The sequence below is a fragment of the Ornithobacterium rhinotracheale DSM 15997 genome, assembly GCF_000265465.1.
GTDB lineage: Bacteria > Bacteroidota > Bacteroidia > Flavobacteriales > Weeksellaceae > Ornithobacterium > Ornithobacterium rhinotracheale.
Window position 1 is genome coordinate 1604212 of the sequence record NC_018016.1, and the last position, 25129, is coordinate 1629340.

General features: G+C 38.9%; 22 protein-coding genes and 1 pseudogene. 17 read left to right on the top strand and 6 right to left on the bottom strand.

What is annotated here, in order from left to right; all coding sequences use genetic code 11:
- Positions 1–32: 32 nt before the first annotated feature.
- The 13 genes from ORNRH_RS07655 (at position 33) to groL (ending at position 14176) form a co-directional block, all read left to right on the top strand.
- The gene (locus tag ORNRH_RS07655) at positions 33–845 is read left to right on the top strand and encodes a hypothetical protein (protein WP_014791295.1); all 813 of its coding nucleotides are present in this window, start codon (positions 33–35) and stop codon (positions 843–845) included.
- Positions 846–925: 80 nt separating this feature from the next.
- Positions 926–1768 carry a phosphatase PAP2 family protein gene (locus ORNRH_RS07660; RefSeq protein WP_014791296.1) on the top strand — a complete coding sequence of 281 codons (843 nt, stop codon included), beginning with the start codon at positions 926–928 and terminating at the stop codon, positions 1766–1768.
- Entirely contained in the window at positions 1755–2882 is a 1128-nt protein-coding gene (locus ORNRH_RS07665) for a hypothetical protein (RefSeq protein ID WP_014791297.1), read from the top strand. The genes ORNRH_RS07660 and ORNRH_RS07665 overlap by 14 nt, the downstream gene beginning before the upstream one ends.
- Before the next feature lie 16 nt (positions 2883–2898).
- Positions 2899–4578, top strand: a complete 1680-nt coding sequence (gene menD / locus ORNRH_RS07670; RefSeq protein ID WP_014791298.1) for a 2-succinyl-5-enolpyruvyl-6-hydroxy-3-cyclohexene-1-carboxylic-acid synthase — start codon at positions 2899–2901, stop codon at positions 4576–4578.
- Between the two features lie 64 nt (positions 4579–4642).
- Positions 4643–6076: a tRNA (N6-isopentenyl adenosine(37)-C2)-methylthiotransferase MiaB gene (miaB, locus tag ORNRH_RS07675; protein ID WP_014791299.1), complete on the top strand. Its 1434-nt coding sequence runs from the start codon at positions 4643–4645 to the stop codon at positions 6074–6076.
- A 13-nt stretch (positions 6077–6089) separates the two neighbouring features.
- A complete protein-coding gene (locus ORNRH_RS07680) occupies positions 6090–6347 on the top strand; it encodes a hypothetical protein (RefSeq protein WP_014791300.1) in 258 nt (85 codons plus the stop codon).
- An 11-nt stretch (positions 6348–6358) separates the two neighbouring features.
- Positions 6359–7597, top strand: a complete 1239-nt coding sequence (locus ORNRH_RS07685; RefSeq protein WP_014791301.1) for a sigma-54 interaction domain-containing protein — start codon at positions 6359–6361, stop codon at positions 7595–7597.
- Complete coding sequence (locus tag ORNRH_RS07690) at positions 7587–8096, top strand: LptE family protein (protein WP_014791302.1); 510 nt, start codon at positions 7587–7589, stop codon at positions 8094–8096. Before ORNRH_RS07685 ends, ORNRH_RS07690 begins: the two co-directional genes overlap by 11 nt.
- An 8-nt stretch (positions 8097–8104) precedes the next feature.
- A complete protein-coding gene (locus tag ORNRH_RS11655; RefSeq protein ID WP_014791303.1) occupies positions 8105–8899 on the top strand; it encodes a hypothetical protein in 795 nt (264 codons plus the stop codon).
- A 3-nt stretch (positions 8900–8902) separates the two neighbouring features.
- Positions 8903–9232 carry a preprotein translocase subunit SecG gene (gene secG, locus ORNRH_RS07700; RefSeq protein ID WP_014791304.1) on the top strand — a complete coding sequence of 110 codons (330 nt, stop codon included), beginning with the start codon at positions 8903–8905 and terminating at the stop codon, positions 9230–9232.
- Positions 9233–9383: 151 nt separating this feature from the next.
- Complete coding sequence (locus ORNRH_RS11660) at positions 9384–11996, top strand: reprolysin-like metallopeptidase (protein WP_014791305.1); 2613 nt, start codon at positions 9384–9386, stop codon at positions 11994–11996.
- Between the two features lie 201 nt (positions 11997–12197).
- Positions 12198–12476: a co-chaperone GroES gene (locus ORNRH_RS07710; protein ID WP_014791306.1), complete on the top strand. Its 279-nt coding sequence runs from the start codon at positions 12198–12200 to the stop codon at positions 12474–12476.
- 59 nt (positions 12477–12535) lie between these two features.
- Positions 12536–14176, top strand: a complete 1641-nt coding sequence (gene groL / locus ORNRH_RS07715; RefSeq protein ID WP_014791307.1) for a chaperonin GroEL — start codon at positions 12536–12538, stop codon at positions 14174–14176.
- Between the two features lie 80 nt (positions 14177–14256).
- Here the strand turns inward: groL and ORNRH_RS07720 are convergent, their stop codons facing one another.
- The 5 genes from ORNRH_RS07720 to ORNRH_RS07740 all read right to left on the bottom strand — a co-directional run bounded on the left by ORNRH_RS07720 (position 14257) and on the right by ORNRH_RS07740 (position 18616).
- Complete coding sequence (locus ORNRH_RS07720) at positions 14257–15387, bottom strand: beta-ketoacyl synthase N-terminal-like domain-containing protein (protein WP_014791308.1); 1131 nt, start codon at positions 15385–15387, stop codon at positions 14257–14259.
- A 94-nt stretch (positions 15388–15481) separates the two neighbouring features.
- Positions 15482–16777 carry an adenosylmethionine--8-amino-7-oxononanoate transaminase gene (bioA, locus tag ORNRH_RS07725; protein ID WP_014791309.1) on the bottom strand — a complete coding sequence of 432 codons (1296 nt, stop codon included), beginning with the start codon at positions 16775–16777 and terminating at the stop codon, positions 15482–15484.
- Entirely contained in the window at positions 16774–17040 is a 267-nt protein-coding gene (locus ORNRH_RS07730) for a hypothetical protein (protein ID WP_014791310.1), read from the bottom strand. Before ORNRH_RS07730 ends, bioA begins: the two co-directional genes overlap by 4 nt.
- Positions 17041–17179: 139 nt before the next feature.
- Complete coding sequence (locus ORNRH_RS07735; protein WP_014791311.1) at positions 17180–18166, bottom strand: aspartate-semialdehyde dehydrogenase; 987 nt, start codon at positions 18164–18166, stop codon at positions 17180–17182.
- A gap of 39 nt (positions 18167–18205) precedes the next feature.
- The gene (locus tag ORNRH_RS07740) at positions 18206–18616 is read right to left on the bottom strand and encodes a BrxA/BrxB family bacilliredoxin (RefSeq protein ID WP_014791312.1); all 411 of its coding nucleotides are present in this window, start codon (positions 18614–18616) and stop codon (positions 18206–18208) included.
- Between the two features lie 102 nt (positions 18617–18718).
- Between ORNRH_RS07740 and rnpA the strand changes: the two genes are divergently transcribed.
- The 4 genes and pseudogenes from rnpA (at position 18719) to ORNRH_RS07760 (ending at position 23745) form a co-directional block, all read left to right on the top strand.
- Positions 18719–19102 carry a ribonuclease P protein component gene (gene rnpA / locus ORNRH_RS07745; RefSeq protein ID WP_014791313.1) on the top strand — a complete coding sequence of 128 codons (384 nt, stop codon included), beginning with the start codon at positions 18719–18721 and terminating at the stop codon, positions 19100–19102.
- 115 nt (positions 19103–19217) lie between these two features.
- Positions 19218–20741, top strand: a complete 1524-nt coding sequence (gene atpD, locus ORNRH_RS07750) for a F0F1 ATP synthase subunit beta (protein WP_014791314.1) — start codon at positions 19218–19220, stop codon at positions 20739–20741.
- Complete coding sequence (locus ORNRH_RS07755) at positions 20732–21010, top strand: FoF1 ATP synthase subunit delta/epsilon (protein WP_014791315.1); 279 nt, start codon at positions 20732–20734, stop codon at positions 21008–21010. The genes atpD and ORNRH_RS07755 overlap by 10 nt, the downstream gene beginning before the upstream one ends.
- Before the next feature lie 168 nt (positions 21011–21178).
- Positions 21179–23745: pseudogene (locus tag ORNRH_RS07760) on the top strand (heavy metal translocating P-type ATPase).
- 79 nt (positions 23746–23824) lie between these two features.
- Here ORNRH_RS07760 and ORNRH_RS07765 read toward each other — a convergent pair.
- Positions 23825–25126 carry a TolC family protein gene (locus ORNRH_RS07765; protein ID WP_014791318.1) on the bottom strand — a complete coding sequence of 434 codons (1302 nt, stop codon included), beginning with the start codon at positions 25124–25126 and terminating at the stop codon, positions 23825–23827.
- Between the last annotated feature and the right edge of the window lie 3 nt (positions 25127–25129).

Consider the following 25129-nt stretch of genomic DNA (forward strand, 5'->3'; position numbering starts at 1 on the left):
ATTTATTTAGGAAAATATTTATATTTGGATTTATGAAAAAACTCTTACTATTTAGTATAGCTATTTTTAGCTTTTGGTCTTGCCGTTCCGATGATCATCAAGAAGAAAATTTTAATCGGAAAACAGATTTAGCCATAGAAAACTTAAAAGCTAAGGTTAAGTCGGTGCAAGAGCAGCTATTTCATGTAAATAAGGATTCAGGATCTTTGCTCTTTGAGGCAGAGAATAAGGAATTTACTCCAAAAGGTTTTCTTTCTAAGTATTTCTTATGGGAGAAGGAGAGCGAAAAAAGTAACATATTGAAAGGTCTTCCCAGTGAAGTGTTTACGCTTGAATATGATGTGCAAGATCGTTTAATCCGAAAAAATAACGAGAGTATATTAAATACGGGATTTTCTACCTACGAGCATGATGATAAAGGCAATGTGATTGTAGAGAAAAGATTTTTTGAAGTAGGTAATTTAAGCCGAAAAATCACATCAAAATATGATTTTAAAAATAATTTGATTGAACAAAATACTTACGATAATCAGGGAACACATCTCTTTACAGATAAATACATTTATAATCAAAAAGGGCAAAAAATAGAATTTATTACAACTAGTGTAAATAATAGAGATTTTACAACAAAAGAAGTTTATTCTTACGATGCAAAGGGAAACCTAAGCTCATTGAAGATTTTTAAAGGAGAAGACCAAAAAATATTTTTAGAACGCAGATATACTTACACCAAGTTTGATGTGAAAGGTAATTGGACAGAGCGAAAAATTCAGTCAAATATTGATGGTGTAGATAGTTCTCATATGTATATTCTAGATGTTAGAACCATTGAATATTATCAATAGTCACAGATTGAATCAACGCGTTAAAAATTTCAAAAAAATCATCAAAATTCGTATTTTTATCGGCTGAAAAAGTTTAGTAAATGAAGATTCCGCTCTATTGGAAAGGGCTGGGCGTGTATTTGTCGCTAAGTCTTTTAGGCTGTTTTTTTATGAATTTGTCGTCGCTCGAGTGGACAAATATTCTCATCAATCGCGGATTGTTTGTAGCCTTTTTATTAGTCGTTATTTGGTTTCAGAAGCATTTTGATGGAGCACTGTTCCAGTTAGTGAGTTTAGTGCTAGCCTATTCCTTGCTCGGTAGATTATACACAGAAACGGCGTGGTTCAATACGCTATTTTTCCCTAAGCAAGATGCGCTAGTTTCAAGCTGGGAGCAGCGACTTTTTGGGCAGCAATTAGCCATTTCGTTTTCAGAAAAATGCCCCAATTTTATTTTTTCAGAATTAATGTTTTTAGGTTATTTTTCCTATTATTTAATTCCGTTTTTCATCATTTTCATGCTCCGCACCAAAGCCCTGAAAATCCTAAGCTTTGGTAATTATTTAATTCTGTCTTTTATCATTTATTATTTAATTTTTATTCTATTTCCAGTAGAAGGTCCGCAGTTTTATTACCCTTGTCCATTAAACCAAATCCAAGCCCAAGGCATTTTTGGCTACTTAGTCAAACTTGTGCAGCAAGTGGGAGAGGCTCCTACGGCGGCATTTCCGAGCTCGCATGTAGGGATTTCGGTCATTATTTTATTATGGCTAAAGGACAATTATTTTTCAATTATAAAATATATTCTGCCTTTTTCCTTACTTTTGCTGTTTGCTACGGTGTACATCAAGGCACACTATGCAGTAGATGTGATTGCGGGACTCGTTTCTGGAGTGCTGATTTATTATTTTTTGCGAAAATGTTTGAAGAATGAATTCAATTGAAATCAAGGAAGTGAAAACCAAAAGCCAGTGGAAAGCTTTTGTGTATTTGCCTGAAAAAATCCATGCACAAAATCCACATTGGATGTCGCCACTCTATATGGACGAGGAGCGATTCTTCAAACCTGAAAAAAATCCTGCTTTTGCCCAAAACGAAACGATTTTGTTTTTAGCCTACAAAAATCAAAAAGTGGTAGGGCGTGTGATGGGCATTGTGCCCACTAAGTTCAATCAGAGCAAAAAACAAAATTGTGCAAGATTTTCGTATTTGGATTGCTATGAAGATTTTGAGGTTTTTTCTAGCTTAATCAATGCCGTAAAAGATTGGGCAAGAGCAAGAAATTGCGATGAGCTTATCGGCCCGATGGGGTTTTCAGACAAAGAGCCGCAAGGGTTTGTGGTAAAAGGTTTTGCAGAGCCGAGCATGATGGTCACTGCCAATAATCCCGCTTATTTGCCTCAATTTATCGAAAAAATGGAATTTGAGCCATTTGTACGCCTAATGGAATATGATGTGCCGCTAAAAGCCAATGTCGTAGAGCGTTTTGGGCGATTCACGCAGTTGCTTTTAGACAAGCATAAACTGACTTTGCACGAGTTTAAGCGTACGCGGGAAGTGAAGCCTTTTGTGTCCTCTGTGTTTGATTTAATCAATGAAACTTATCAAAATATTTATGGTTTTGCGCCTGTTTCCGAAGCAGAAAAGAATGAATTTGCAACTCGATTTTTACCTTTGTTAAATCCTAAATTAATTAAAGTCGTAACCAATGCGCAAGGCAAAGTAGTTGCTTTTGTGGTAGCGATGCCAGATTTAAGCCAAGGAATTAAAAAAGCCCGAGGGCGTATTTTGCCTTTCGGTTGGTGGCATATTTTTAGAGCCTTTAAGAAATCCAAGCGACTGGTTTTATTGCTAGGAGCCGTGGCGGAGCCTTTGCAAGGCAAGGGAATCGATGCGATTTTAGGTTCGAGTTTAATATCATCTGCCTTGTCCTTAGATTTCAGCATGATGGATAGTCATTTAATCATGGAAGAAAATGTGAAAATGCGTAGAGAGATTGAGCGTATTCCAGGCAATCGATTGTACAAAGAGTTTCAAATTTATCATCAAAAAATTTAATTAAAGCAAAAGTTCCATGCCAACAAAAATTCGTTCTAAGAAGATAAATGTTCAGCTCATTGTAGAGGCATTCTATGCGATGGGAATCCGTGATATTGTGATTTCTCCAGGCTCACGAAACGGAGCACTCACCATGGATTTTGTAAATCATGGAGGTTTTGCTACGCACTCGGTGGTAGATGAGCGTTCGGCAGGATTTGTGGCTCTTGGCATGGCGCAAAAGACAGAAAAGCCAGTGGTGGTTTGTTGTACTTCGGGATCGGCTGCGGCAAATTATTATCCCGCAGTTACGGAGGCTTTTTATCAGAACATTCCACTGATTGTGCTCACGGCAGATCGCCCTGCGAATTTTACAGATATTTTTGACGGACAAACGATTCGCCAAGAAAATTTATTTGAAAAACACACATTTTTCAACACGCAACTTTCCGAGCAAGATGATGATGAGCAGATCTACGAAAACTTTATAAAAATAAAAAAAGCGGTGTTTTCTGCCATGGAGCAGTCGGGACCAGTGCATATCAATATGCCGTTTTCGGAGCCATTGTATGAAACCACTGAGGAGAAATTAATCAATTTTGAACAAATCACGCCGCCGATTTTTGCGCCCGAAACTTTGGATTGGGAAGCCTTAAAAAATGAATTAAGCCAGTATCAGAAAATCATGATTTTGGTAGGTTTGCAACGCCCATCTAAATGGCTAAACCATGCGTTAAAAAATTTAGCCCAGCTCCCGCAAGTGATTATTTTTACCGAAAACACCTCCAATCTGCACGGCGAGAAATTCATTTCGCGTATTGATAATGTTTTGTTTGAAAAAGAGAAGATTAAAAACGAATCGCTTGCGCCCGATTTGTTGATTACGCTGGGGCAAAACATCATTTCTAAAAAGATTAAAAGCTTTTTGCGCATTAATCAGCCAAAAGCACATTGGCATGTGAACCCGTATTGGTTTCCAGATACTTACTTTTGTTTGTCCAAGGAAATTAAACAAAAAGAAGAAATCTTTGCAGAGGCACTCAGCCGAAATATTGAGCCAAAGGATTCCGAATATCAATCCACTTGGTTGAAAATCAGAGAGGAAAATGAAGCCAAACAAAACGAATTTCTACAAAATCTAGATTTTTGTGATTTGTGGGTATTTCAAAAATTAATCAATTCGTATCCTGCGGATTGCGTGGTGCAGTATAGCAATTCTTCGGTCATACGATACAGTCAGCTGTTTGAGCACCGCGACGACATCAAGATTTTCTGCAACCGAGGCACGAGCGGTATCGATGGCTCTACTTCTACGGCGGTGGGATTTGCAATGAAAACCGAAGAATTAGTGTGCTTGGTTACGGGAGATATCAGCTTTTTTTACGATAGCAACGCCCTTTGGAATAGAGCTTTGCCTAAGAATTTGCGCATCGTTTTAGTCAATAATGGCGGCGGAGATATTTTTAGCATTATTCCAGGTCCAGAGAATACGGGCGCAGGAAAGGCTTATTTCAAAACGGAACATAATTTATGTGCCAAGCCATTGGCTGAGCTTTTTGGTTTAGAATATACTTTAGCTAAAGATAAAGCGGAATTTAAAAATGCTTTAAATCAATTTTTTTCGCCGAGCGAAAGAGCTAAAATCTTGGAAGTAGACACCGCAAATGCTCAAAACGCGGAGATGATGCGCCGCTATATAAAATTAGCAAAGCTTTAAAATATAATTCTGCCAGATTGTCAGTTTTTTTATATATCTTTGCCCTTTAATTATTGATACAAAAATGTTTGAAGAAAAAGTAATAGACGAAACAAGGCAAGGAGAAGTATATCAGGCTGAAGGAAAAAAAGGCGATAGAAAGCTTTTTCTTGAAAGTTATGGTTGCCAGATGAACTTTTCTGACTCAGAAATTGTGGCTTCTATTTTAAGTAAAGAAGGATTTTCTACGACCAATGTGTTGGAAGAAGCAGATTTAATTTTGCTAAATACTTGCTCAATTCGTGAAAAAGCTGAACAAACAGTGCGTAAACGCTTAAACCAGTTCAATGCGATCAAGAAGACAAATCCCAAACTTTTGGTGGGCGTGTTGGGCTGCATGGCGGAACGCTTAAAAGATAAATTCCTTGAAGAAGAGCATATTGTGGACTTGGTTGTAGGTCCCGATGCGTATCGTGATTTGCCTAATTTATTGCAAGAATTAGAAGATGGTCGTTCGGCGGTAAATGTAATTTTGTCTAAAGACGAAACTTATGCAGATTTAAGCCCTGTTCGTTTAGGCGGAAATGGCGTAACGGCGTTTGTTTCCATCACGCGTGGTTGCGACAATATGTGTACTTTTTGCGTTGTGCCGTTTACCCGCGGTCGTGAACGAAGCAGAGACCCGCATTCAATCATCAAAGAATGCAAAGAATTATGGGAAAATGGCTACAAGGAAGTTACCCTTTTGGGGCAAAATGTAGATAGCTACTTGTGGTATGGTGGCGGATTGAAGAAAGACTTTAAAAACGCGACCGAAATGCAAAAAGCAACTGCCGTGAGTTTTGCTAATTTGCTAGACATGGTAGCGACCGAGGTGCCAGGAATGCGTATAAGATTTAGTACATCAAACCCACAGGATATGACGCTAGATGTGTTGCATGTTATGGCTAAACACAACAATATTTGCAAATACATTCACTTGCCAGTTCAGTCGGGAAGTACCAGCGTTTTGAAACGAATGAATCGTCAGCACACTAGAGAGGAATACATAGAATTGGTAGATAACATCAGAAAAATTGTTCCAGATTGTGCTTTATCTCATGATATGATTGCAGGATTCTGTGATGAGACCGAGGAGGAACATCAAGATACGCTTTCGCTAATGGAGCATGTGAAGTACGATTTTGGGTATATGTTTGCCTATTCAGATCGCCCAGGAACGCCTGCACACAAGAAAATGGACGACAATGTGCCTGAGGAAGTAAAAAAACGCCGTCTTCGCGAAATCATAGATTTACAACAGAAACATTCCAAAGAAAGAATGGATTCTTATTTAAACAAAGTGCACGAAGTCTTGATTGAAGGTAATTCTAAAAAAAGCGATGACGAGTGGTATGGTCGCACCACACAAAACACCGTGGTAGTATTCCCAAAAACGGGCAATGAAAAAGTGGGAGATTTTGTAAATGTTTTGGTGAAAGATTGTACTTCGGCAACATTATTGGGCGAGAGAATCTAAAATCAATTAAAAAATGAGAAAAATTATAATTTTAGCTTTTGGATGTATGCTTTTTTCGTCTTGCGTAGATGGAGAGTTAAGTCTAAATGAAGTTCAGCCAAAGCTGAGGGAAGATGTGACTTTTGTCCCCTTTCCTGAAAAGCCGATTGATACCATAGACTCTGAAAAGAAGAAAAAAGAGAAGAAAGAAAAGGACAAGAAGAAAGATAAAGGGAATAAAGATGGCGAAAAAGTGATAGAAACAGATGAAACAAAATCGATAAACCCTTAAAATATTGAATTATGGCAGAATCACTACAAGCAATCAAGCAGCGATTTGGCATCATAGGAAATAACCCTAATCTAAACATGGCGATTGAGCGTGCTATGCAAGTCGCAAACACTGATATTTCTGTGCTCATCACGGGAGAAAGTGGAGTGGGAAAAGAGTTTTTTCCTAAAATAATTCATGCCTTAAGTCTAAGAAAACATAATACATACATTGCCGTAAACTGCGGAGCAATACCCGAGGGAACAATTGATTCTGAGCTGTTTGGGCACGAGAAAGGAGCTTTCACAGGGGCTACACAAACTAGAAAAGGCTATTTTGAGGAAGCCGATGGCGGAACTATTTTCCTTGATGAGGTAGGGGAATTACCGTTGCACACGCAGGTGAGATTGTTGCGTGTTCTGGAAACGGGAGAATTTATGAAAGTAGGTTCTTCCAATGTTCAAAAAACCAATGTGCGTATCGTGGCAGCAACCAATGTGAATGTGCTAGATGCAGTGCAAAAAGGGAAGTTTAGAGAAGATTTATATTATCGTTTAAACACGGTGGAAATCAAAGTTCCAGCCCTGCGTGAGCGTCCAGAAGATATTCCGTTGTTGTTCAGAAAATTTGCCATTGATTTTGCCGAAAAATACCGTCGTCCTGTTGTGAAACTTACGCCACAAGCCGAGATCACTTTGTCGCACTACGCTTGGCCAGGGAATGTGCGCCAACTTCGAAACTTTGCCGAGGAAGTTTCTGTGGTAGAAACGCGCGAAGAAGTGGGGGCAGAAGAGATCAACAAATTTTTACCGACTAATAGCATTGTGCCTGTTAAATCTGGATTTGGTGAGGGCGAAAACGATTTTTCAAACGAGAGAGAGCTATTGTACAAATTCCTTTTTGATATGAAAAAGGATTTAAACGATTTGCGAGCACTCACCTTGCAATTATTGTCCAAAAATCACGATGATGTGGTGGCAGATAACAAAGATTTAGTCAATCGAGTGCTCAATGGCTACACCTCTGCCCCCGATTCCTTATTGAAATACGAGCCAGAAAATATCGAAGCTACGCCTACTTACCCTGCAGAAGTGGAGGATTATGATTATGAGGATATTCCAGAAAATAATTCCTTATCTTTGCAGGACAACGAAATAGATTTAATCGAAAAAGCCTTGCAAAAACACAGCGGAAAACGAAAAGAAGCCGCCGAGGAATTAGGCATTTCAGAAAGAACTTTATACCGAAAAATTAAGCAATATGGCTTATAAGAAAATAATTTTTAGCCTTTTGGGCTTAATGTTGCTTTTAAGTTTAAATGGTTGTTACACCTTTACGGGCTCGTCGCTAGATCCGAGAATCCACACGGCAAATATTCGTAAATTCCCAAACTACGCACCATTGCAGAATCCTAATTTAAGCCAAGAATTTACCAATGCGCTTCAATTAAGATTTGAACAAAGAACCAAATTAACTTTGGTAAACACCGAGGATGCCAATATTATCATCGATGGGGAAATCACGGATTACACCGTAACGCCTACCTCCGTAGTGAGTGGCGACCGTGCGGCGCAAAACCGTTTAACAATCACGGTAAAAGTGAGATACGAGAACAAAATTCAGGAAGAAAAAAGCTTTTCTCGCACATTTTCTGATTATGGAGATTTCGAGGCAAATCAATCCTTGGTACAAGTGCAAGATGAGCTGACCGAGAAAATTATAAAACGACTAATCGACCAAATATTTAATGCAATTGTAGCCGACTGGTAAGAGAAAATATGGAAATTTTAGAATTACTTAAAAATCCACTTGATTTAAAGGATAACAAACTTTTTCTGATTGAGAGAGAGCTTGAAAAGTATCCGTATTTTCAGCCGTTACATTTATTGCAAACCAAGGCGATGCAGGGAGCGGAGGAGTCGATTTTTTTGGAAAATCTTCAAAAAACAGCTACTTATTGCGGTAGCCGAAAAATTCTTTACGATTATCTTTTTTATCAGAAAAAAGAGAAAACAGAAACCTCTACGCCACTCATTGCAAAAGAGGTGAAAGAAGAAATCGAGCAAAAACCGATTTTAGACAATGCCCAAGAGGCAGAAAGAGAGCAGACTTTAGCCATAGAGCAACCCGAAGAATCGCCAAAAGAAGAGGCACAAATTCCACAAAAAAGCGAATTATTATTCAATCAATGGCTTAAAGCAAACAAGAAAAGTGATTTGTCCAGCTCAGAAGATGAAAAAAATGACAAATCTCATGAAAAAACTTTTCAAGAGAAAAATCAAAGTTCTGCGGAGCTAGAAGGCATTCAAGATAAATTAAAAATTATCAACGAATTTTTGGAGAAAAGCCCGAAAATAAAGCCTTCTGAGGACTATAAGCCAAGTCCCATTAAGCTGAAACAAGACCAAAATATGTCGCATTTGATGACGGAAACTTTGGCTAAAATCTATGTAGAACAGAAAAAATATGACAAAGCAATCACTGCTTATAACATTTTGCGTTTGAAATATCCAGAAAAAAGTGGTTTCTTTGCAGACCAAATAAATTTAATTAAAGAATTAAAGAATAATTAAGATATGGCAACATTTATATTTTTAATGATCGTTATCATGATTGTCTGTGTGTTACTAGTAATGGTAGTATTGTCTCAAAACCCAAAAGGAGGGGGGCTTTCTTCCACTTTTGGAGGGGGCGGAAGTCAAATGTTTGGGGTACAACGTACCAATGACTTCTTAGACAAATCAACATGGACTTTGGCTATCTTGATAGCTGTTTTGGTAATTCTTGCAAACTTCATGGCTCCAAGAAGTACCGATGTTGTTTCTCCTGATATTCCAGTAAAGGAAATGCCAGCGTTACCGCAGACTACAGATACTTCTGTAACGCCAAACGCTCCAGCTGAGTAAGGTAGAAATTATTAAATTATAAGAGGAAATCTGTCTTTTAGTGTAAACTAAAAGACAGATTTTTTTTATGTTAATTAATCAAAGTGCTATTGTTTTTTTACAATTAATTCGATTAAATATTTTTAAATTTGAATTCTAAATAAATTTAGAGATGAAAAACCGATTTCTATATATTTTTATCCTTTTCCCGTTGGTTGCCTTTGCACAGCAATATTGGCAAGCCTCTACGCCTAAAAATCACGAAATTCAAAAAGCTTATCATTTGGATTTGATGGCTTTGCAAAAAAATATTCAGCAAAAAGCCGAAGTGCAAATTCCGACTAAAAACGGAGATTTTACAAAATATAAATTGGTGGAAAATAGCAACTTTTCTCCTGAGTTAGCAAAAAAATATCCTCATATTAAATCGTACATTGGGTATGCAAATGGTTCGCAACTGCGATTGAGTATAAGCCCTCAGAAAATTGATGCTTTGGTAATTCATGATAAAGGAGGGATTACAACTTTGGCGAAGAATAAAAATTCGTACAGTACCTATGCTGTAAATCATAATAAATTAAATTTTGATTTCAATTGCTTAACGCCTGAGGCTACAAATGTATTGCCTCCAGCGATAAGCGAATTGCCACTAAAGACAGATGGCAAAAGGCGAGTTTACCGCACGGCAATTGCCGTAACGGGAGAGTACACGCAATATCACGGCGGAACCAAAGAAAAAGCTTTGGCAGCGATCAATACCTCGCTCACGCATGTGAATGCTGTGCTAGAAAAAGAACTTTCGGTGCATTTGGAGTTAATTCCAGATGAGGATAAAATCATTTTTACAGAGGCGAAAACAGATCCTTTTTCAGAGGCGAAAACTGGTGTTAAAAATGGTACTTGGGGAAGAGAATTGCAAGAGGTTTTAGACAAGAAGATAGGAAACGAAAATTATGATTTAGGGCATTTATTAGGAGCTTCTTTTGGCGGAGGCTTGTCGATAGATATAGGAACTGTCTGCGTAAATGGTAAAAAAGGAAGTGCCTTTACTGCTCCGTATGATGCCAAGCCAGAGGGACTCAATTTTGATGTAGATTTCTTAACGCATGAAATAGGACACCAGCTGGGAGCTACGCATATTTTCTCAAAGAAAGAGCTACCACGGGAGGAATCTTATGTAGAGCCAGGTTCTGGATCTACCATCATGGGCTATGCAGGAATTGTAAACGAAGATGGCGGAAAATTCAATGTGCAGAGTCGTAGTGATAATTATTTTAATCAAGTCAGTATTTTTCAAATGAGTTATGTGCTTGGTAAGAAAAATTGTGGAAAAATCACGGATTCTCCTACTCAGCCTCCAGTGGCAGATGCAGGCGAAGATTATACAATTCCAGCTAAAACTCCATTTGTGTTAAAAGGTGAAGCAGAGGGCTCAAACAAAGAGGATTATACTTATACTTGGGAGCAATTGAATAGCTCTCAGAGCTTAAATTATACAAATGCAGATGCCAATAGCAAGACCGATCCGCTTTTTAGAAGTGTGAAACCGTCTAAAGAAAAAGAAAGAATGTTTCCGTCGTGGAATTTAATTAAAAAACAAATGTTGACCGATGCCCCTTTTGAATCTTTATCAAATGTAGCCAGATCGTTGAAGTTTGGTTTCGTAGTGAGAGACGGCAGAGATTATGGGCAAGTAGCCACCGACCACATGACGGTGAATGTTCAAGCAAGTGACACGGGATTCTCTGTTGTGAAACCAAAAGCATACGAAACTGTGGCTAAAGGAGGTGAGCTCAAGGTAGAGTGGAATATTGCCAAAACCAACATAGCTCCTATCAATGTTTCTAAAGTAAATATTTACTTGGTAACAGACCAAGCAGGAAAAATGCAGAAAACCCTGGTGAAAGAAAATGCGAGCAACGATGGAGAGGAAACCGTTCAATTACCAACGGATTTTGAAGCGAAACAAGCTTATATTTTAATCGAATCTGTCGGGAATATTTTCTTTGCAGTAAGTCAGCCGTTTTCGGTGGGGTATAAAGCCTATAATGTTTGCAAAAACTATTATCCCAATGAAAAATTGCCTCTGGCTATTGCAGATGGAGCCACTGCCTCTAATCTAAACTTTCAAGAATATACCAAAATTACATTTCCTGTTTCAGAAGAAGGGCTAATCAGTTATGTTAAATTAAAACTAGGAATTGAGCATCAGAGAATGAGAGATTTACAAGCATATTTAATCTCACCTTCGGGCGAAATGGCAGAAATTTTCACCAAACCTTGTAGCGAGAACGATAATGCAAATTATATAAATGCAGAAATATCAGACAAAGCTTCCGTCATGAAATGCACCGAGAGCGTTCAAGATTTCAAACCACAAGTGCCATTTGCTACATTCAACGGAGTTTCCCAGAAAGGAGAATGGAAATTGCTGGTAGGAGACGGAATTAAACCATATCAGGGCAAAATCACAACTGCAAATTTAAATTTATGTGCGGTGGTATTTAGTTCTCTGTTGCCAGAAAGAGCGTCTAATAAACATGTGGAGTTGTATCCAAGTCCAGCACATAGAAATGTAAATGTGAAAATTTCTAACTTAACCAAGCCAGGAGTGAAATTCAAAATATATAATCTTGTGGGGCAATTAATCAAGCAAGACGAAGATTATACTCAAACAGGAAACTTTATTAAGAAAATCAACATTATAGGAATCCCGCCAGGGGTTTATATCTTGCAAGCCGAAGGAAACGACTTTTTAGAGTCGATAAAATTCATTATTGAATAGTATTTAAACACAAAAAGATAAAACCGAAAAATGCCAAGTTGTCACCAGCTTGGCATTTTTTTGTATGAATTGTCAGTTATTGTGAAAATGTGTAAGGTGCAGATTTTCAGTAATTAAAATAGTGTTTTGGAAATCTAAGTTACTTGGCATGCTTTGTGAAACTTAGAGAGGTAAATTAACTAGAAAAAATAGAAAATAAATATGAGTAATTTAAACATTAAACCCTTAGCAGATCGCGTGGTGATTGAGCCCGCTCCAGCAGAAACCAAAACCGCTTCTGGAATCATTATCCCAGATTCAGCCAAAGAAAAACCACAAGAAGGTGTGGTAGTAGCGGTAGGAACTGGAAAAAAAGACGAGCCACTTACTGTAAAAGTAGGGGATAAAGTACTTTACGGAAAATACGCAGGTACTGAGCTTAAATTAGAAGGAAAAGATTATTTAATTATGAGAGAAGCCGATATTTTGGCAATCGTTTAATTAAATGATTAAGTAAAAATACTCAAAACAAAATATTTAAAAACAAATAAATTACAATCATGGCAAAAGATATTAAATTCAATATAGAATCAAGAGATAAATTAAAAAAAGGTGTAGATACACTAGCCGATGCAGTAAAAGTTACGCTCGGACCAAAAGGTAGAAATGTAGTGTTGGCTAAACCATTCGGTGCACCACATGTTACCAAAGATGGTGTATCTGTAGCTAAAGAAATCGAGCTTGAAGATCCAGTAGAAAACATGGGAGCTCAAATGGTGAAAGAAGTTGCCTCTAAAACTAACGATTTAGCAGGAGACGGTACTACCACTGCAACCGTTTTGGCACAAGCAATCGTTCGCGAAGGTTTGAAAAATGTCGCTGCAGGAGCCAATCCAATGGATCTTAAAAGAGGTATCGATAAAGCAGTTGAAAGAATTGTAGAAGACCTTAAATCTCAATCTACAGAAGTAGGTGATAATCAAGATAAAATTAAACAAGTAGCTTCTATTTCAGCTAATAATGATGATGCAATCGGTTCTTTGATTGCAGAAGCATTTGGAAAAGTAGGAAAAGAAGGTGTAATCACTGTAGAAGAAGCCAAAGGTACAGATACTTATGTAGATGTAGTAGAGGGTATGCAGTTTGATAGAGGTTACCAGTCTCCTTACTTCGTAACTGATTCAGAAAAAATGATTGCAGAGCTAGACAATCCATACATTTTGTTGATGGATAAGAAAATCTCTAATATGAAGGATTTATTACCAGTATTGGAGCCAGTAGCACAACAAGGTAAATCTTTGTTAATTATCTCTGAAGAAGTAGAAGGAGAAGCACTTGCTACTTTAGTAGTAAACAAATTAAGAGGTTCTTTGAAAATTGCTGCTGTAAAAGCACCAGGTTTTGGTGATAGAAGAAAAGCAATGTTGGAAGACATAGCAATCCTTACAGGCGGTACCGTAATCTCAGAAGAAAGAGGATATACTTTAGAAAACGCAACCATTGATATGCTTGGTTCTGCAGAGAAAGTTACGATTGACAAAGACAACACTACCATCGTAAACGGTGCTGGAAACGAAGAGCAAATCAAAGCGAGAGTAAACCAAATCAAAGCTCAAATCGAGACTACTACTTCTGATTATGATAGAGAAAAACTTCAAGAGCGTTTGGCTAAGTTAGCTGGCGGTGTAGCAGTACTTTATGTAGGTGCAGCTTCTGAAGTAGAGATGAAAGAGAAAAAAGACCGTGTAGACGATGCATTGCATGCAACTCGCGCAGCAGTAGAAGAAGGAATCGTTGCAGGTGGTGGGGTAGCTTTAGTTCGCTCAGTGAGTGCTTTAGATAACCTACAAGCCGATAACCAAGACGAAGAAACTGGAGTGAAAATCGTGAAAAGAGCGATTGAAGAGCCATTACGCCAAATCGTTGCTAACGCAGGTGGCGAAGGTTCTGTAGTGGTGGCAAAAATCAAAGAAGGAGACAAAAACTTTGGTTACAATGCCAAAACAGACGAATATGTAAACATGCTAGATGCGGGAATCATAGATCCTACTAAGGTTACTCGTGTTGCCCTTGAAAACGCAGCTTCTGTTGCAGGAATGTTAGTAACTACCGAAGCTGTAGTATATGATATTCCAAAAGAAAACGAAGGCGGTATGCCAGCAGGAATGCCAGGCATGGGCGGAATGGGCGGTATGATGTAAACCCTCAATTCTTAATATAATGAAAGCTACCTAAAAAGGTAGCTTTTTTTGTTTTTAGATTAAAAGTTTAAGACTTAAAATCACCTTTTAATCAAAACGCTCACAGCGTTTCCTCCAAAGCCCGCCGCGTTGATTAATACATTTTTAATTGGGCGTTTTTTGGCGTTGTTTGTATCCCAAGGTAAAGCATAAAAATCTTGATTTTTAATCATTTCTATCCCATAAATCAAACTTAATACACCCGCTGCGCCAAAAGTGTGTCCGATTTTCCATTTATTGTTAGTGATGAGCGGTAATTCTTTTCCAAAAACCGCTTTCACAGCTTCGTATTCAGCTTGGTCGCCTTTGCGTGTGCCAGGCGTGTGCGTAATTACCACATCCACGGGCTCGTCTAAATCACGAATAGCCTCTCGCATCGATGCTTGAAAATGCGTAGCCTGCGCACTGATACTCGTCGCACTTGCCAATGGCTCAGAGGTATAACCAATTCCTGCAATTTCAACGATTTTTTGATTTTTATTTTGTTCGGTTTCTTTTTCCAATAGCAAAAGCCCAGCCCCTTCGCCCAAAACCATCGTATTTTGAGATTTGTTTAAATCTCCTGCCAAGCAAGGAATTTCTTTTTCTCGGGAATAAATTCGCAATGCCTTGGATTGTGCAATGGTAAAAGGTGTGAGCGGAGCCTCGGCACCGCCCGCCAGCATTTTGTCGGTCATGTTGGCGCGTAGCCAAGCCACCGCATTTGCCACACTCAGCAGGGAGGTGCTACAAGTCATCGAGTGGCTAAATTGAATGCCATGTAAGCCCAAATCTTGCCCCACCCAGCTCGAGATGTTGCCCAAACTAGTCGTAGGAGAAGTGAGAATATCGATGTTTTCTTGGTTGAAAAATGCCTCAAATTCGGATTCTAATTTATGCGTAGCCCCTCGGCTAGAGCCGATGTTTACTCCAATTTTTAAATTTTGGTCTTCTGGATTAAAGTTAAAAGCCCTTGCGCACAAAAGTGCCAAATGCACCGTTCTGTCCAATTTTTGGTAATTTGGATTTTGGGCTAAAAGTTGTTGGAGTTTTTCTTCCATTTTGGGCGTTAATTTTCCGCCCCAAGCGGTTTCTTTGCCTATTAGGTGCTTTGCCAAGCCACTTTTAGGTTCGCTTAAATCGTTTAAGCAACTCGCTTGTGCATATTGTGTGACAATGATTTTAGAATTCATTTAAGTTGTATTTGTTGAAAAACTTTAGCCCTAAAAAAATATTCAATTATGAAATTTTTAGTCTAAAAAAAACGCCCGAAAATCGGTTTTTAAATTATTTTTTAGGTGCGAATTTTTTAATTGTTTTTCGTAAGATTTCGTAAGTTTGGTCTAATTGCTCATTGGTAATGCAGTAGGGTGGGAGAATGTATAAAACATTGCCTACGGGACGAGAAATTAAACGATTTTTCATAAAAAAGGCATAAATCTTATTTCTCAATTCTCCATAATAATCATTGTCTGGCTGGTCGAGCGCAAAACGCAACATCACGCCCAGCACTTCGATGTCTTTTACGCCTTTGGTTTCTTTTAATTCGAGCGCAAAATTCAGATTTCGTTGATAAATTCGTTCAATGTTTTTCTCGGTTTCGGGGCTTATGCTTAGATTAATGCTTGCCAATGCCGCCGCGCACCCAGCAGGATTTGCCATAAAAGTATGCCCGTGGAAAAGTGCTTTGTTCACTTCGTCTGCCCAAAAAGCATCATATACTTTTTGTGTGGCAGTGGTTGCCGCTAGTGGAATAAATCCACCCGTCAAAGCCTTGGAGATACACATAATATCAGGAAACTCTTCTAAATAATCACAGGCAAATAATCTTCCCGTGCGCCCGAATCCCGTCATCACCTCATCGGCAATGCAAAGCACATCGTGCTCCTTGCAAATTTGCATCAATCGTTCGAGCAATTCGGGTTTGTAAACGCGCATACCCGCAGCACCTTGCAAAATCGGCTCAAAGATAAAAGCCGCAGGTTTGTGATTTTTAATAATATTTAAAAGTTGCTCTTCGACTTGCGTAATGTTTTCTGGCGTAGGGACTGGAATTCGGTGATTTTTAAGTAATAAACCTTTGAAAGATTCGGTGTAGAGCCCAATGCCCGAAGCTGCCATGGCTGCGAAAGTATCGCCATGAAAGGCATCTTCAAGAGAAATGATACAATCTTTTTTCACGCCTTGGTTAATGTGGTATTGCAAAGCCATTTTCACAGCCACTTCCACCGCGGTAGATCCGTTGTCTGAATAGAAAACTTTGGCTTGGTTATGCGGTAAAATCGAAAGTAATTTTTCTGAAAGTTCTATGGCTAAAGGATGCGTGAATCCGCCAAAAAGCACATGTTCCAAAGTCTGAATTTGGTCTGAAATAGCTTTAGCAATGGCAGGATTTGCATGACCATGCGGGTTGCACCACCATGAGCCGATGGCGTCGATGTATTCGTTGCCGTTTTCGTCCCACAAAAGGGCATCTTTTCCTTTGGTAATAACGATAGGGGCGTCCATGCCCTTGTGCTGAATATACGGGTGCCAGTTGTAGGCAAGATTTTTTTGCTGTAGTTCGCTTAAATTCTTTTTCATTTCTGTCTAGCAATTGAATAAATAAATGCGCCAATTCCCCACAAACAAAGTACAAAAATCCACGGCTTTTGTGGGAGTGCTTTGTTTTTAAATAAGTCTAAAAAGCAAATGATGTGAATGATTAAAGTAATGATGGTGGCTGCCCAAAACTGCCAAGTGACTTCGCCAAAGTGTGAGAAGGTCAAAGCTTGCCCTATGTACATGGCAATGGCGGCTGCAGAAAGTAAAATGCATGCTTTTCTAGGGAATGTGAAACTTTGCATTTGTATGTTTTTACTGAAATTTGAAAGGCTAAATTACGAAAAAATGATAATTCTGTAATTTTTAATTGAAATAAAAAAAGCGTGTTTCGTAAAGAAAAACGAAACACGCTGAAAGTTAAATATCTAAAAAAATAATTTTTTACAATAAATTATTTTCTACCAAATATTCTGCAATTTGAATGGTATTGGTCGCAGCACCTTTTCTCAAGTTGTCTGAAACCACCCACATGTTCAAGGCGTTTGGTTTAGAAAAATCTCGACGGATTCTACCTACAAATACATCGTTTTTGCCCTCAGCATAAAGGCACATCGGGTAGGTATTGGTGTCGGTATTGTCTTGCAGAGTTACGCCTGGTGCATTTTGCAAAAGTTGTCTTACCTCGTTTAAGTCAAAATCATTTTCAAACTCGATGTTCACCGCCTCCGAATGCCCACCTTGAACGGGAACTCGCACAGCAGTAGCTGTAACTTCGATATTAGGATCTAAGATTTTTTTGGTCTCACGAGTAAGTTTCATTTCCTCTTTGGTATAGCCGTTTTCCTCAAAAACATCGCAATGTGGTAGCGCGTTTTTAAAGATTTGGTATGGATACACTTTTTTAACCTCTTCGCCTGCAATTTCTCCGTTTAATTGATCTACTGCGGCTTTTCCTGTACCCGTTACCGATTGGTAGGTAGAAACCACCACGCGCTTGATTTTGTACTTATCGTGCAAAGGTTTCAAAGCCACCACAAGCTGAATTGTTGAGCAGTTTGGATTGGCAATAATTTTATCCTCTTTGGTAAGTACATTGGCGTTGATTTCTGGAACCACTAATTTTTTGGTGTCGTCCATGCGCCAAGCCGATGAATTGTCTACTACGGTAGTGCCTGCCTCGGCAAATTTAGGAGCCCACTCAAGCGAAACGCCGCCACCTGCAGAGAAAAGAGCCACATCGCACTTGCTGTCTACCCCTTCTTGCAAGGAAACTACCTTGTATGGCTTTCCTTTAAAGATAACCTCTTTGCCTACAGATCTCTCTGAAGCTACGGGTACTAATTCATCTACGGGGAAATTTCTTTCCTCCAAAACTTTTAACATGCGTTCGCCCACCATTCCAGTGGCACCTACTACGGCTACTTTCATAAAATTTATTGTTGTTGGTTATTTTTAAAAAATTAATTTTTAGCAAAATTCATCGTAAGCAGATTGCAAATTCTCTGCAATCATAGCAGGAGAATGCCCCTCGATGTGATGTCTCTCAAGCATATGCACTAATTCTCCGTCTTTGAAAAGTGCCACAGATGGAGAGCTTGGCGGGAAAGGCAACATTGCTTCTCTTGCCACTTTGGTAGCTTCGATATCAAAGCCAGCAAATACAGTTCCTAAATTATCAGGTTTTTTATCTTGAGAAAGAGAAGCTACAACACCTGGTCTTGCACCGCCTGCAGCACAGCCACAAACGCTGTTTACTACCAAAAGGCTAGTGCCTTTTTTAGCTAAAAATTCTTGAACTTTTTCAACTGTAGATAAATCTTCAAAACCATTCAGCGTTAATTCTTGCTTCATTGGTATTACTATTTCTTCTGGATACATAAAAAATTATTTTAAATTTGTCTTTTGTATCTACAAAGGTACAATATTTATCAATTGCAAGCGCAATAAAATTTATATTGTTTAAGAAAAAAGTTTAATTATTTGAGTTCAAATGTAGAAAATACCGCTAAAGAAAGGTTTTTATTTAGAAAAAAAAATAAGTTAAAGCGAAAAAAATGGATTGAATTTCTTTTTAGCGAAGGTGCTTCGGTTAAGAATTATCCATTAAAAGCAATTTTTACCCCTTTGGCGCAGGGAGAAATGAATATGATTGGTGTTTCGGTGCCCAAGAAACTTTTTAAACATGCCACAGATCGCAATCACATCAAGCGTTTGATGCGAGAAGCTTACCGATTAAATCAATCCAAGCTAGAGATGCCGCATGCAATAATGTTTATTTATATTTCGGGCAAAAAACCGAATTTTGAGGGAATTTATGGGGCGATGGAAAATCTTTTGAAAAAAATTCAAGATAAAAAATCATAACGGAATTTTTTAGAAAATTTAAAGAAAAAAAGCAGCGATAAAATACCAAATACTCAAAAAAAAAATTATATTTGCAGAAACATAGTTATATAGTTACATACCTAATTATACGCAAATGGCACAAAATATAGGAAAAATTTCGCAGATTATCGGTCCGGTAATCGATGTTATTTTTGAAAATGATCAAGAATTACCAAGAATCTACGATTCGCTTGAAGTGGTAAAAGAAGGAGAAGATCCACTGATTTTGGAAGTAGAACAACATATCGGAGAAGATACCGTGAGATGTATCTCGATGGATAGTACAGATGGATTACAAAGAGGGCAGAAAGTAATTTCTACTGGAACCCCAATCACAATGCCAAGTGGAGAAGAAATTAGAGGTCGATTATTCAATGTAGTGGGAGACCCAATCGACGGGCTTGGTAAGCTAGATAAAACCAATGGATTGCCAATCCACCGCCCAGCACCTAAATTCGAGGATTTATCAACTTCTGCTGAGGTGTTATTTACAGGGATTAAGGTAATCGACTTGATTGAGCCTTATTCAAAAGGAGGTAAAATTGGATTATTTGGTGGTGCCGGTGTAGGTAAAACCGTATTGATTCAGGAATTGATTAACAATATTGCTAAAGGTCACGGAGGTCTTTCTGTATTCGCGGGAGTAGGAGAGCGTACTCGTGAGGGTAATGACCTTATGCGTGAGATGCTTGAATCTGGAATTATTCAATATGGAGACGATTTCATGCACTCTATGGAAGAAGGCGGATGGGATTTGTCTAAAGTAGATAGAAACTTATTAAAAGAATCAAAAGCTGCATTCGTGTTTGGACAGATGAATGAGCCTCCAGGAGCGCGTGCGCGTGTGGCTCTTTCTGGGCTTACATTGGCAGAATATTTCCGTGATGGTGGAGAATCAGGACAAGGGCGTGATGTGTTATTCTTCGTAGATAACATTTTCCGTTTCACGCAAGCAGGTTCTGAGGTGTCTGCACTTCTAGGGCGTATGCCATCGGCGGTAGGATATCAGCCAACATTGGCAACCGAGATGGGGGCAATGCAAGAGCGTATTACATCAACCAAAAATGGATCTATCACATCAGTGCAAGCGGTATATGTACCTGCGGACGACTTGACAGACCCTGCGCCAGCTACAACTTTCGCGCACTTGGACGCAACTACCGTACTTTCTCGTAAGATTGCTTCATTAGGTATCTACCCAGCAGTAGATCCATTGGATTCAACTTCAAGAATTTTGTCTCCAGATGTAGTAGGGAAAGAGCACTACGATTGTGCACAAAGAGTAAAAGAGCTATTACAAAGATATAAAGCCCTTCAAGATATCATCGCGATTTTGGGTATGGAAGAATTGTCAGAAGAAGACAAGTTGGTCGTTCACCGTGCAAGACGCGTTCAGCGTTTCTTGTCTCAGCCATTCCATGTGGCAGAGCAGTTTACAGGAATCCCTGGTGCGCTTGTAGATATCAAAGACACCATCAAAGGATTCAACATGATTATGGATGGTGAGGTAGATAAATACCCAGAAGCAGCATTCAACTTGAAAGGAACTATTGAGGAAGCCATCGAGGCAGGAGAAAAAATGTTAGCTGAAGTTTTATCACTTAAATTATGGGATTAAAATTAGAAATCATAACACCTGAATATGTGCTTTACCGAGGCGAGGTAGACAGCGTGACTGTGCCTGGCAAAGGTGGGCAGTTCCAGATGCTAAATAATCACGCCCCTATTGTGGCTACTTTAGAAAAAGGTGAAATCATAATCGGAGCGTCTAAAGATGCCGAGGTGAAACACCAAAAAGTAGAAAACAAAGGGAAAGATTTAGTGATTAAAGTAGAAGGAGGAACCATTGAGCTAAACAACAATCATTTGATTATTTTAGCTGAATAAATTTAATAAAAATTACTATTGAATAAATCATAAAATTCGTGTCAAGAAAATTGTTTCATGGCACGAATTTTTCTTTCATAAAAGTTACTTAAGAGAACAAAGACATTTAATCAAAATCATTTAAAATATGTGTTTTGATTGGATTTTTAAAAATATAATTTAATAACAATGGAAAAACAATATTCAATCATAGGAATGTCGTGCATGGGCTGCAAAGACAGCGTGGAGAAAGCTTTAAGCCAAGTAGCTGGTGTAAAGCATGTAGAGGTGGATTTGCCGCAAGCTCTGGCTACAATTACCTCGGATCACGAAATTCCTTTTGAGCTTTTAAAAGAGAGTTTAAAAAATTCACACTACGATATTGCACCTTTGCAGGAAATCACTAGAACTTACTCGGTGCATGGCATGCAGTGCGAGGGGTGCAAAGGACATGTGCAAGAGGCGTTAGAAAAAGTGAATGGCGTTTCTAAAGTGGAGGTAAACCTTGATAAATCTGAAGCGGTTGTAACATCTAACCAAGAGATTCCTTTAGAGCAATTTCAAAAAACTTTAGACAAAATTGACGGAAGCTACACCATAGCCAACGAGGGCGAAGAGGCTCCTGCTAAAAAAAAAAGTTAGTCAGTAAATCGGGAAAATACTATTGCCCGATGATGTGCGAGGGCGACAAAGTCTACGATGCGCCAGGCGATTGTCCCGTGTGCGGAATGGATTTGGTGCCCCTCGAAATGAATGAAGATGAGGAACAAAGCAATTATTTGCGATTGTTGAAGAAACTTAAAATCGCGTTGTTCTTTACGGTGCCCATCTTTGTTGTTGCCATGAGCGACATGCTCAGCGATAATCCTTTGTATAAAATTATGCCTCAATCCGCTTGGAATTGGGTGCAATTTTTATTGTCGATTCCCGTCGTTTTTTATGCATGTTTTATCTTATTTAAACGGGCTTATGCCTCGTTGATTACACGAAATTTAAACATGTTCACCTTGGTGGGAATTGGTGCTGGAGCCGCTTGGCTTTATAGTGTAATCGCTTTATTCTTTCCCAATTTATTGAGTGCCACGGGCGAGGTTCATCTCTATTTTGAATCTGCCACAGTGATTCTTACTTTGGTCATGTTGGGGCAGGTAATGGAGGCGAAAGCACACCAGAAAACCCATTCTGCGATAAAAGAATTAATGCAACTTGCCCCTAAAAAAGCTCTGAGAGTTTCGGGAGATGTGGAGCAAGAAGTAGATTTGTCTGAAATTAAAATTGGAGATGTTTTAAAAGTAAAACCAGGTGAAAAAATCCCTGTCGATGGTGAAATTATCGAAGGAAGTAGCCACATAGATGAAAGTATGATTACGGGCGAACCGATTCCTGTAGATAAAGTATTGGGCGATGAGGTGAGCCAAGGAACCATCAACGGAAATAAAACATTTTTGATGAAAGCCAAAAGAGTGGGGCACGATACGCTCTTGGCAGGAATCATCCAAATGGTGAACGACGCAAGCCGAAGCCGAGCACCGATTCAGCGATTGGCAGACAAAGTGTCGGCGTATTTTGTGCCGATTGTTGTGGGCGTAGCGGTGATTACTTTTATCGTTTGGTTTTTATTTTCGCAAGAACATCCGTGGACTAATGCTTTTGTAAATGCCATTGCGGTATTAATTATCGCTTGTCCGTGTGCACTTGGTTTAGCCACTCCGATGTCTATTATGGTGGGAATTGGAAAAGGTGCCCAACGAGGAATTTTGATTAAAAAAGCCGAAGCTTTAGAAAAATTAAAAACTATAAATTTAGTTTTAATTGATAAAACGGGAACCATTACCGAAGGCAAGCCATCGGTGGAAGAATTGGTTGCTGTCGAAGGCGTGAAAAAAATAGACATGCTCCAGCTAATTAATTCATTAAATCAAAACAGCGAACATCCTTTAGCCAAGGCTACGCTTAAATTTGGTCGTGAGCGTCATGTGTCTGCTTTGCCTGTTCAGAATTACGAAAGCATCACAGGAAAAGGTGTGGTGGGAGAAGTGCAAAATCAGTCGGTAGCACTTGGAAACGAAGCCTTAATGGAAAGCGTTGGAGCCAAAGACAATCATAATCTTTATGCACAAGCCGAAAAATTTATCAATCAAGGAGCTACGGTTTCTTATTTAGCCGTAGATCAAGAAATATTGGCGTTTATCGTGATTTCAGATAAGATTAAAGAAAACAGTGCACAGGCACTCAAGGCTTTAAATCAAAAAGGAATTAAGGTTATAATGCTTTCAGGAGACAGTTTAGGAACCGTGAAAGCCGTTGCAAAAAAAGTAGGACTCACTGATTTTAAAGCCGAAATGTTGCCAAAAGACAAATTGGAAGAAGTGAAAAAATACCAAGCGCAAGGCTACAAAGTGGCGATGGCAGGCGATGGAATGAACGATGCACCCGCTTTGGCACAGAGCGATGTGGGAATTGCAATGGGAACGGGAACCGATGTGGCGATAGAAAGTGCCGACATCACGCTTGTGAAAGGCGATTTGCAAGGTATTTTAAGTGCAAGATTATTAAGCGAAAAAGTCTTGAAAAATATCAAAGAAAATCTATTTTTCGCACTCGTTTATAATACGCTTGGTGTGCCAGTAGCTGCAGGGATTTTGTATCCGTTTTTTGGAATTTTGTTGTCGCCTATGATTGCTGCGCTGGCAATGAGTTTCAGTTCTGTGAGCGTGATTGCCAATGCGTTGCGTTTGCGAAATGCTAAGATTTAATAAAGTTGAAATATCAACTAAAAGGCTTTCCCTCGGGAAAGCCTTTTTCAATTACAATGAAAGGAGAAAAATATAAATTTTAGCGATTTTGTGTCATCAGCTGCCAAAGTTTTTGTTGCATTTGCAGTTCGGTTTTGGCGCGATATAATTGGTAATTGGCTTGTAACCAGTTGTTTTTGATGATAAATAAAGTATAAGCATCAATCAAGCCTTCTTTGAATTTATCTTCGGAACGCTCAAACGCCAAACGCTGGTTTTCGTGGTTGGTTTTCAGTAATTCGTAACTTTTCCAAGCGGTGTGGTAATTGTTTTTAATTTCATTGAGCTGATGATTGATTTTTAAAGTGATAGCATCGTTTCGTACATCGGCTTGGAGTTGCTCAATCTTGGCTTTTTGAGTTTCAGATTTCACCAAAAATTGGTTGAAAATCGGAATTTCTATCCCAAACGAAAGATATTGATTGGAGTGATCTTTCCATTGTTGTTTAAAATCTTGCGTAGGCGAATCCGAATCCAAAATCTTGCTATAAAAAGTACCCCATTGGTATTGAGCGGAGAGTCTTGGCAGGCGCAAGGCTTGCACTTTTTTCAAAGTTTGTTTTGCGATTTTTTGTTCCGCTTCAGCTTTGCGCGCTTCGGGATTGTTTGCCAAAATGCTCAAATTATCGATTTTTTCTAAATCTAAAAAATCAATCAAATTATCATTTTTTTCGGCAAATTCTACGCTGTCTTGGAGCATGCCCATAGCTAAAAGCAAATTATTTTTGGCAATATTTTTAGCATTTTGCGCTTGTAGCAGTTGGTTGCTCAAGTTGCCCTTATTGGCTTCGATATCATACACATCGCTCTGTGGTCGCGTGCCGATTTCCACCGCCTGCTGGGTTTGCTGCACTTGCTTTTCCATTTCTTGAATTTGTGGCGTTAAAATTTCTTCCCATTTTTTAGCCAAAAGATAACTGTAAAAATGTTGCACCACTTGCATAGCGATACGCTGCTCGGTGGCTTGCAAAAAATACCGAAAACTGTTTTTTTGCAATTGCGTAAGTTTCAGTTGCATTAAATTTTCCCACGAGAAAAGATTCATCTGTGCCGAAAAATAAAATCGGTCTTGCGAAACATTGAGTGCTTCTCGCGTATTGGTTTGCGGGTCTATGGTCGAGCCAAAACTATAGGCTCGGTTGGCACCCACATTAGCTCTAGGGAGAAGTTGTCCCCAAGCAGCAAGGCGTTCGGCATTTTGCTTTTCGGTGGTAAGGCTTATTTTTCTAATTTCTGGATTGTTTTTAAGCGCAAGGGCAAGGCTTTCTTCCAGACTTAATGTCTGCTGCGCCCAGCCCTGAACGCTCATAAAAACCAAAAAAACTATGATTGTATGTTTCATTTT

Bases quoted from the DNA above. Each gene is read 5' to 3' on its own strand.
- ORNRH_RS07655 (WP_014791295.1), top strand. From the start codon at position 33: ATGAAAAAACTCTTACTATTTAGTATAGCTATTTTTAGCTTTTGGTCT.
- ORNRH_RS07660 (WP_014791296.1), top strand. From the start codon at position 926: ATGAAGATTCCGCTCTATTGGAAAGGGCTGGGCGTGTATTTGTCGCTA.
- ORNRH_RS07665 (WP_014791297.1), top strand. From the start codon at position 1,755: ATGAATTCAATTGAAATCAAGGAAGTGAAAACCAAAAGCCAGTGGAAA.
- menD (WP_014791298.1), top strand. From the start codon at position 2,899: ATGCCAACAAAAATTCGTTCTAAGAAGATAAATGTTCAGCTCATTGTA.
- miaB (WP_014791299.1), top strand. From the start codon at position 4,643: ATGTTTGAAGAAAAAGTAATAGACGAAACAAGGCAAGGAGAAGTATAT.
- ORNRH_RS07680 (WP_014791300.1), top strand. From the start codon at position 6,090: ATGAGAAAAATTATAATTTTAGCTTTTGGATGTATGCTTTTTTCGTCT.
- ORNRH_RS07685 (WP_014791301.1), top strand. From the start codon at position 6,359: ATGGCAGAATCACTACAAGCAATCAAGCAGCGATTTGGCATCATAGGA.
- ORNRH_RS07690 (WP_014791302.1), top strand. From the start codon at position 7,587: ATGGCTTATAAGAAAATAATTTTTAGCCTTTTGGGCTTAATGTTGCTT.
- ORNRH_RS11655 (WP_014791303.1), top strand. From the start codon at position 8,105: ATGGAAATTTTAGAATTACTTAAAAATCCACTTGATTTAAAGGATAAC.
- secG (WP_014791304.1), top strand. From the start codon at position 8,903: ATGGCAACATTTATATTTTTAATGATCGTTATCATGATTGTCTGTGTG.
- ORNRH_RS11660 (WP_014791305.1), top strand. From the start codon at position 9,384: ATGAAAAACCGATTTCTATATATTTTTATCCTTTTCCCGTTGGTTGCC.
- ORNRH_RS07710 (WP_014791306.1), top strand. From the start codon at position 12,198: ATGAGTAATTTAAACATTAAACCCTTAGCAGATCGCGTGGTGATTGAG.
- groL (WP_014791307.1), top strand. From the start codon at position 12,536: ATGGCAAAAGATATTAAATTCAATATAGAATCAAGAGATAAATTAAAA.
- ORNRH_RS07720 (WP_014791308.1), bottom strand. From the start codon at position 15,387: ATGAATTCTAAAATCATTGTCACACAATATGCACAAGCGAGTTGCTTA.
- bioA (WP_014791309.1), bottom strand. From the start codon at position 16,777: ATGAAAAAGAATTTAAGCGAACTACAGCAAAAAAATCTTGCCTACAAC.
- ORNRH_RS07730 (WP_014791310.1), bottom strand. From the start codon at position 17,040: ATGCAAAGTTTCACATTCCCTAGAAAAGCATGCATTTTACTTTCTGCA.
- ORNRH_RS07735 (WP_014791311.1), bottom strand. From the start codon at position 18,166: ATGAAAGTAGCCGTAGTAGGTGCCACTGGAATGGTGGGCGAACGCATG.
- ORNRH_RS07740 (WP_014791312.1), bottom strand. From the start codon at position 18,616: ATGTATCCAGAAGAAATAGTAATACCAATGAAGCAAGAATTAACGCTG.
- atpD (WP_014791314.1), top strand. From the start codon at position 19,218: ATGGCACAAAATATAGGAAAAATTTCGCAGATTATCGGTCCGGTAATC.
- ORNRH_RS07755 (WP_014791315.1), top strand. From the start codon at position 20,732: ATGGGATTAAAATTAGAAATCATAACACCTGAATATGTGCTTTACCGA.
- ORNRH_RS07765 (WP_014791318.1), bottom strand. From the start codon at position 25,126: ATGAAACATACAATCATAGTTTTTTTGGTTTTTATGAGCGTTCAGGGC.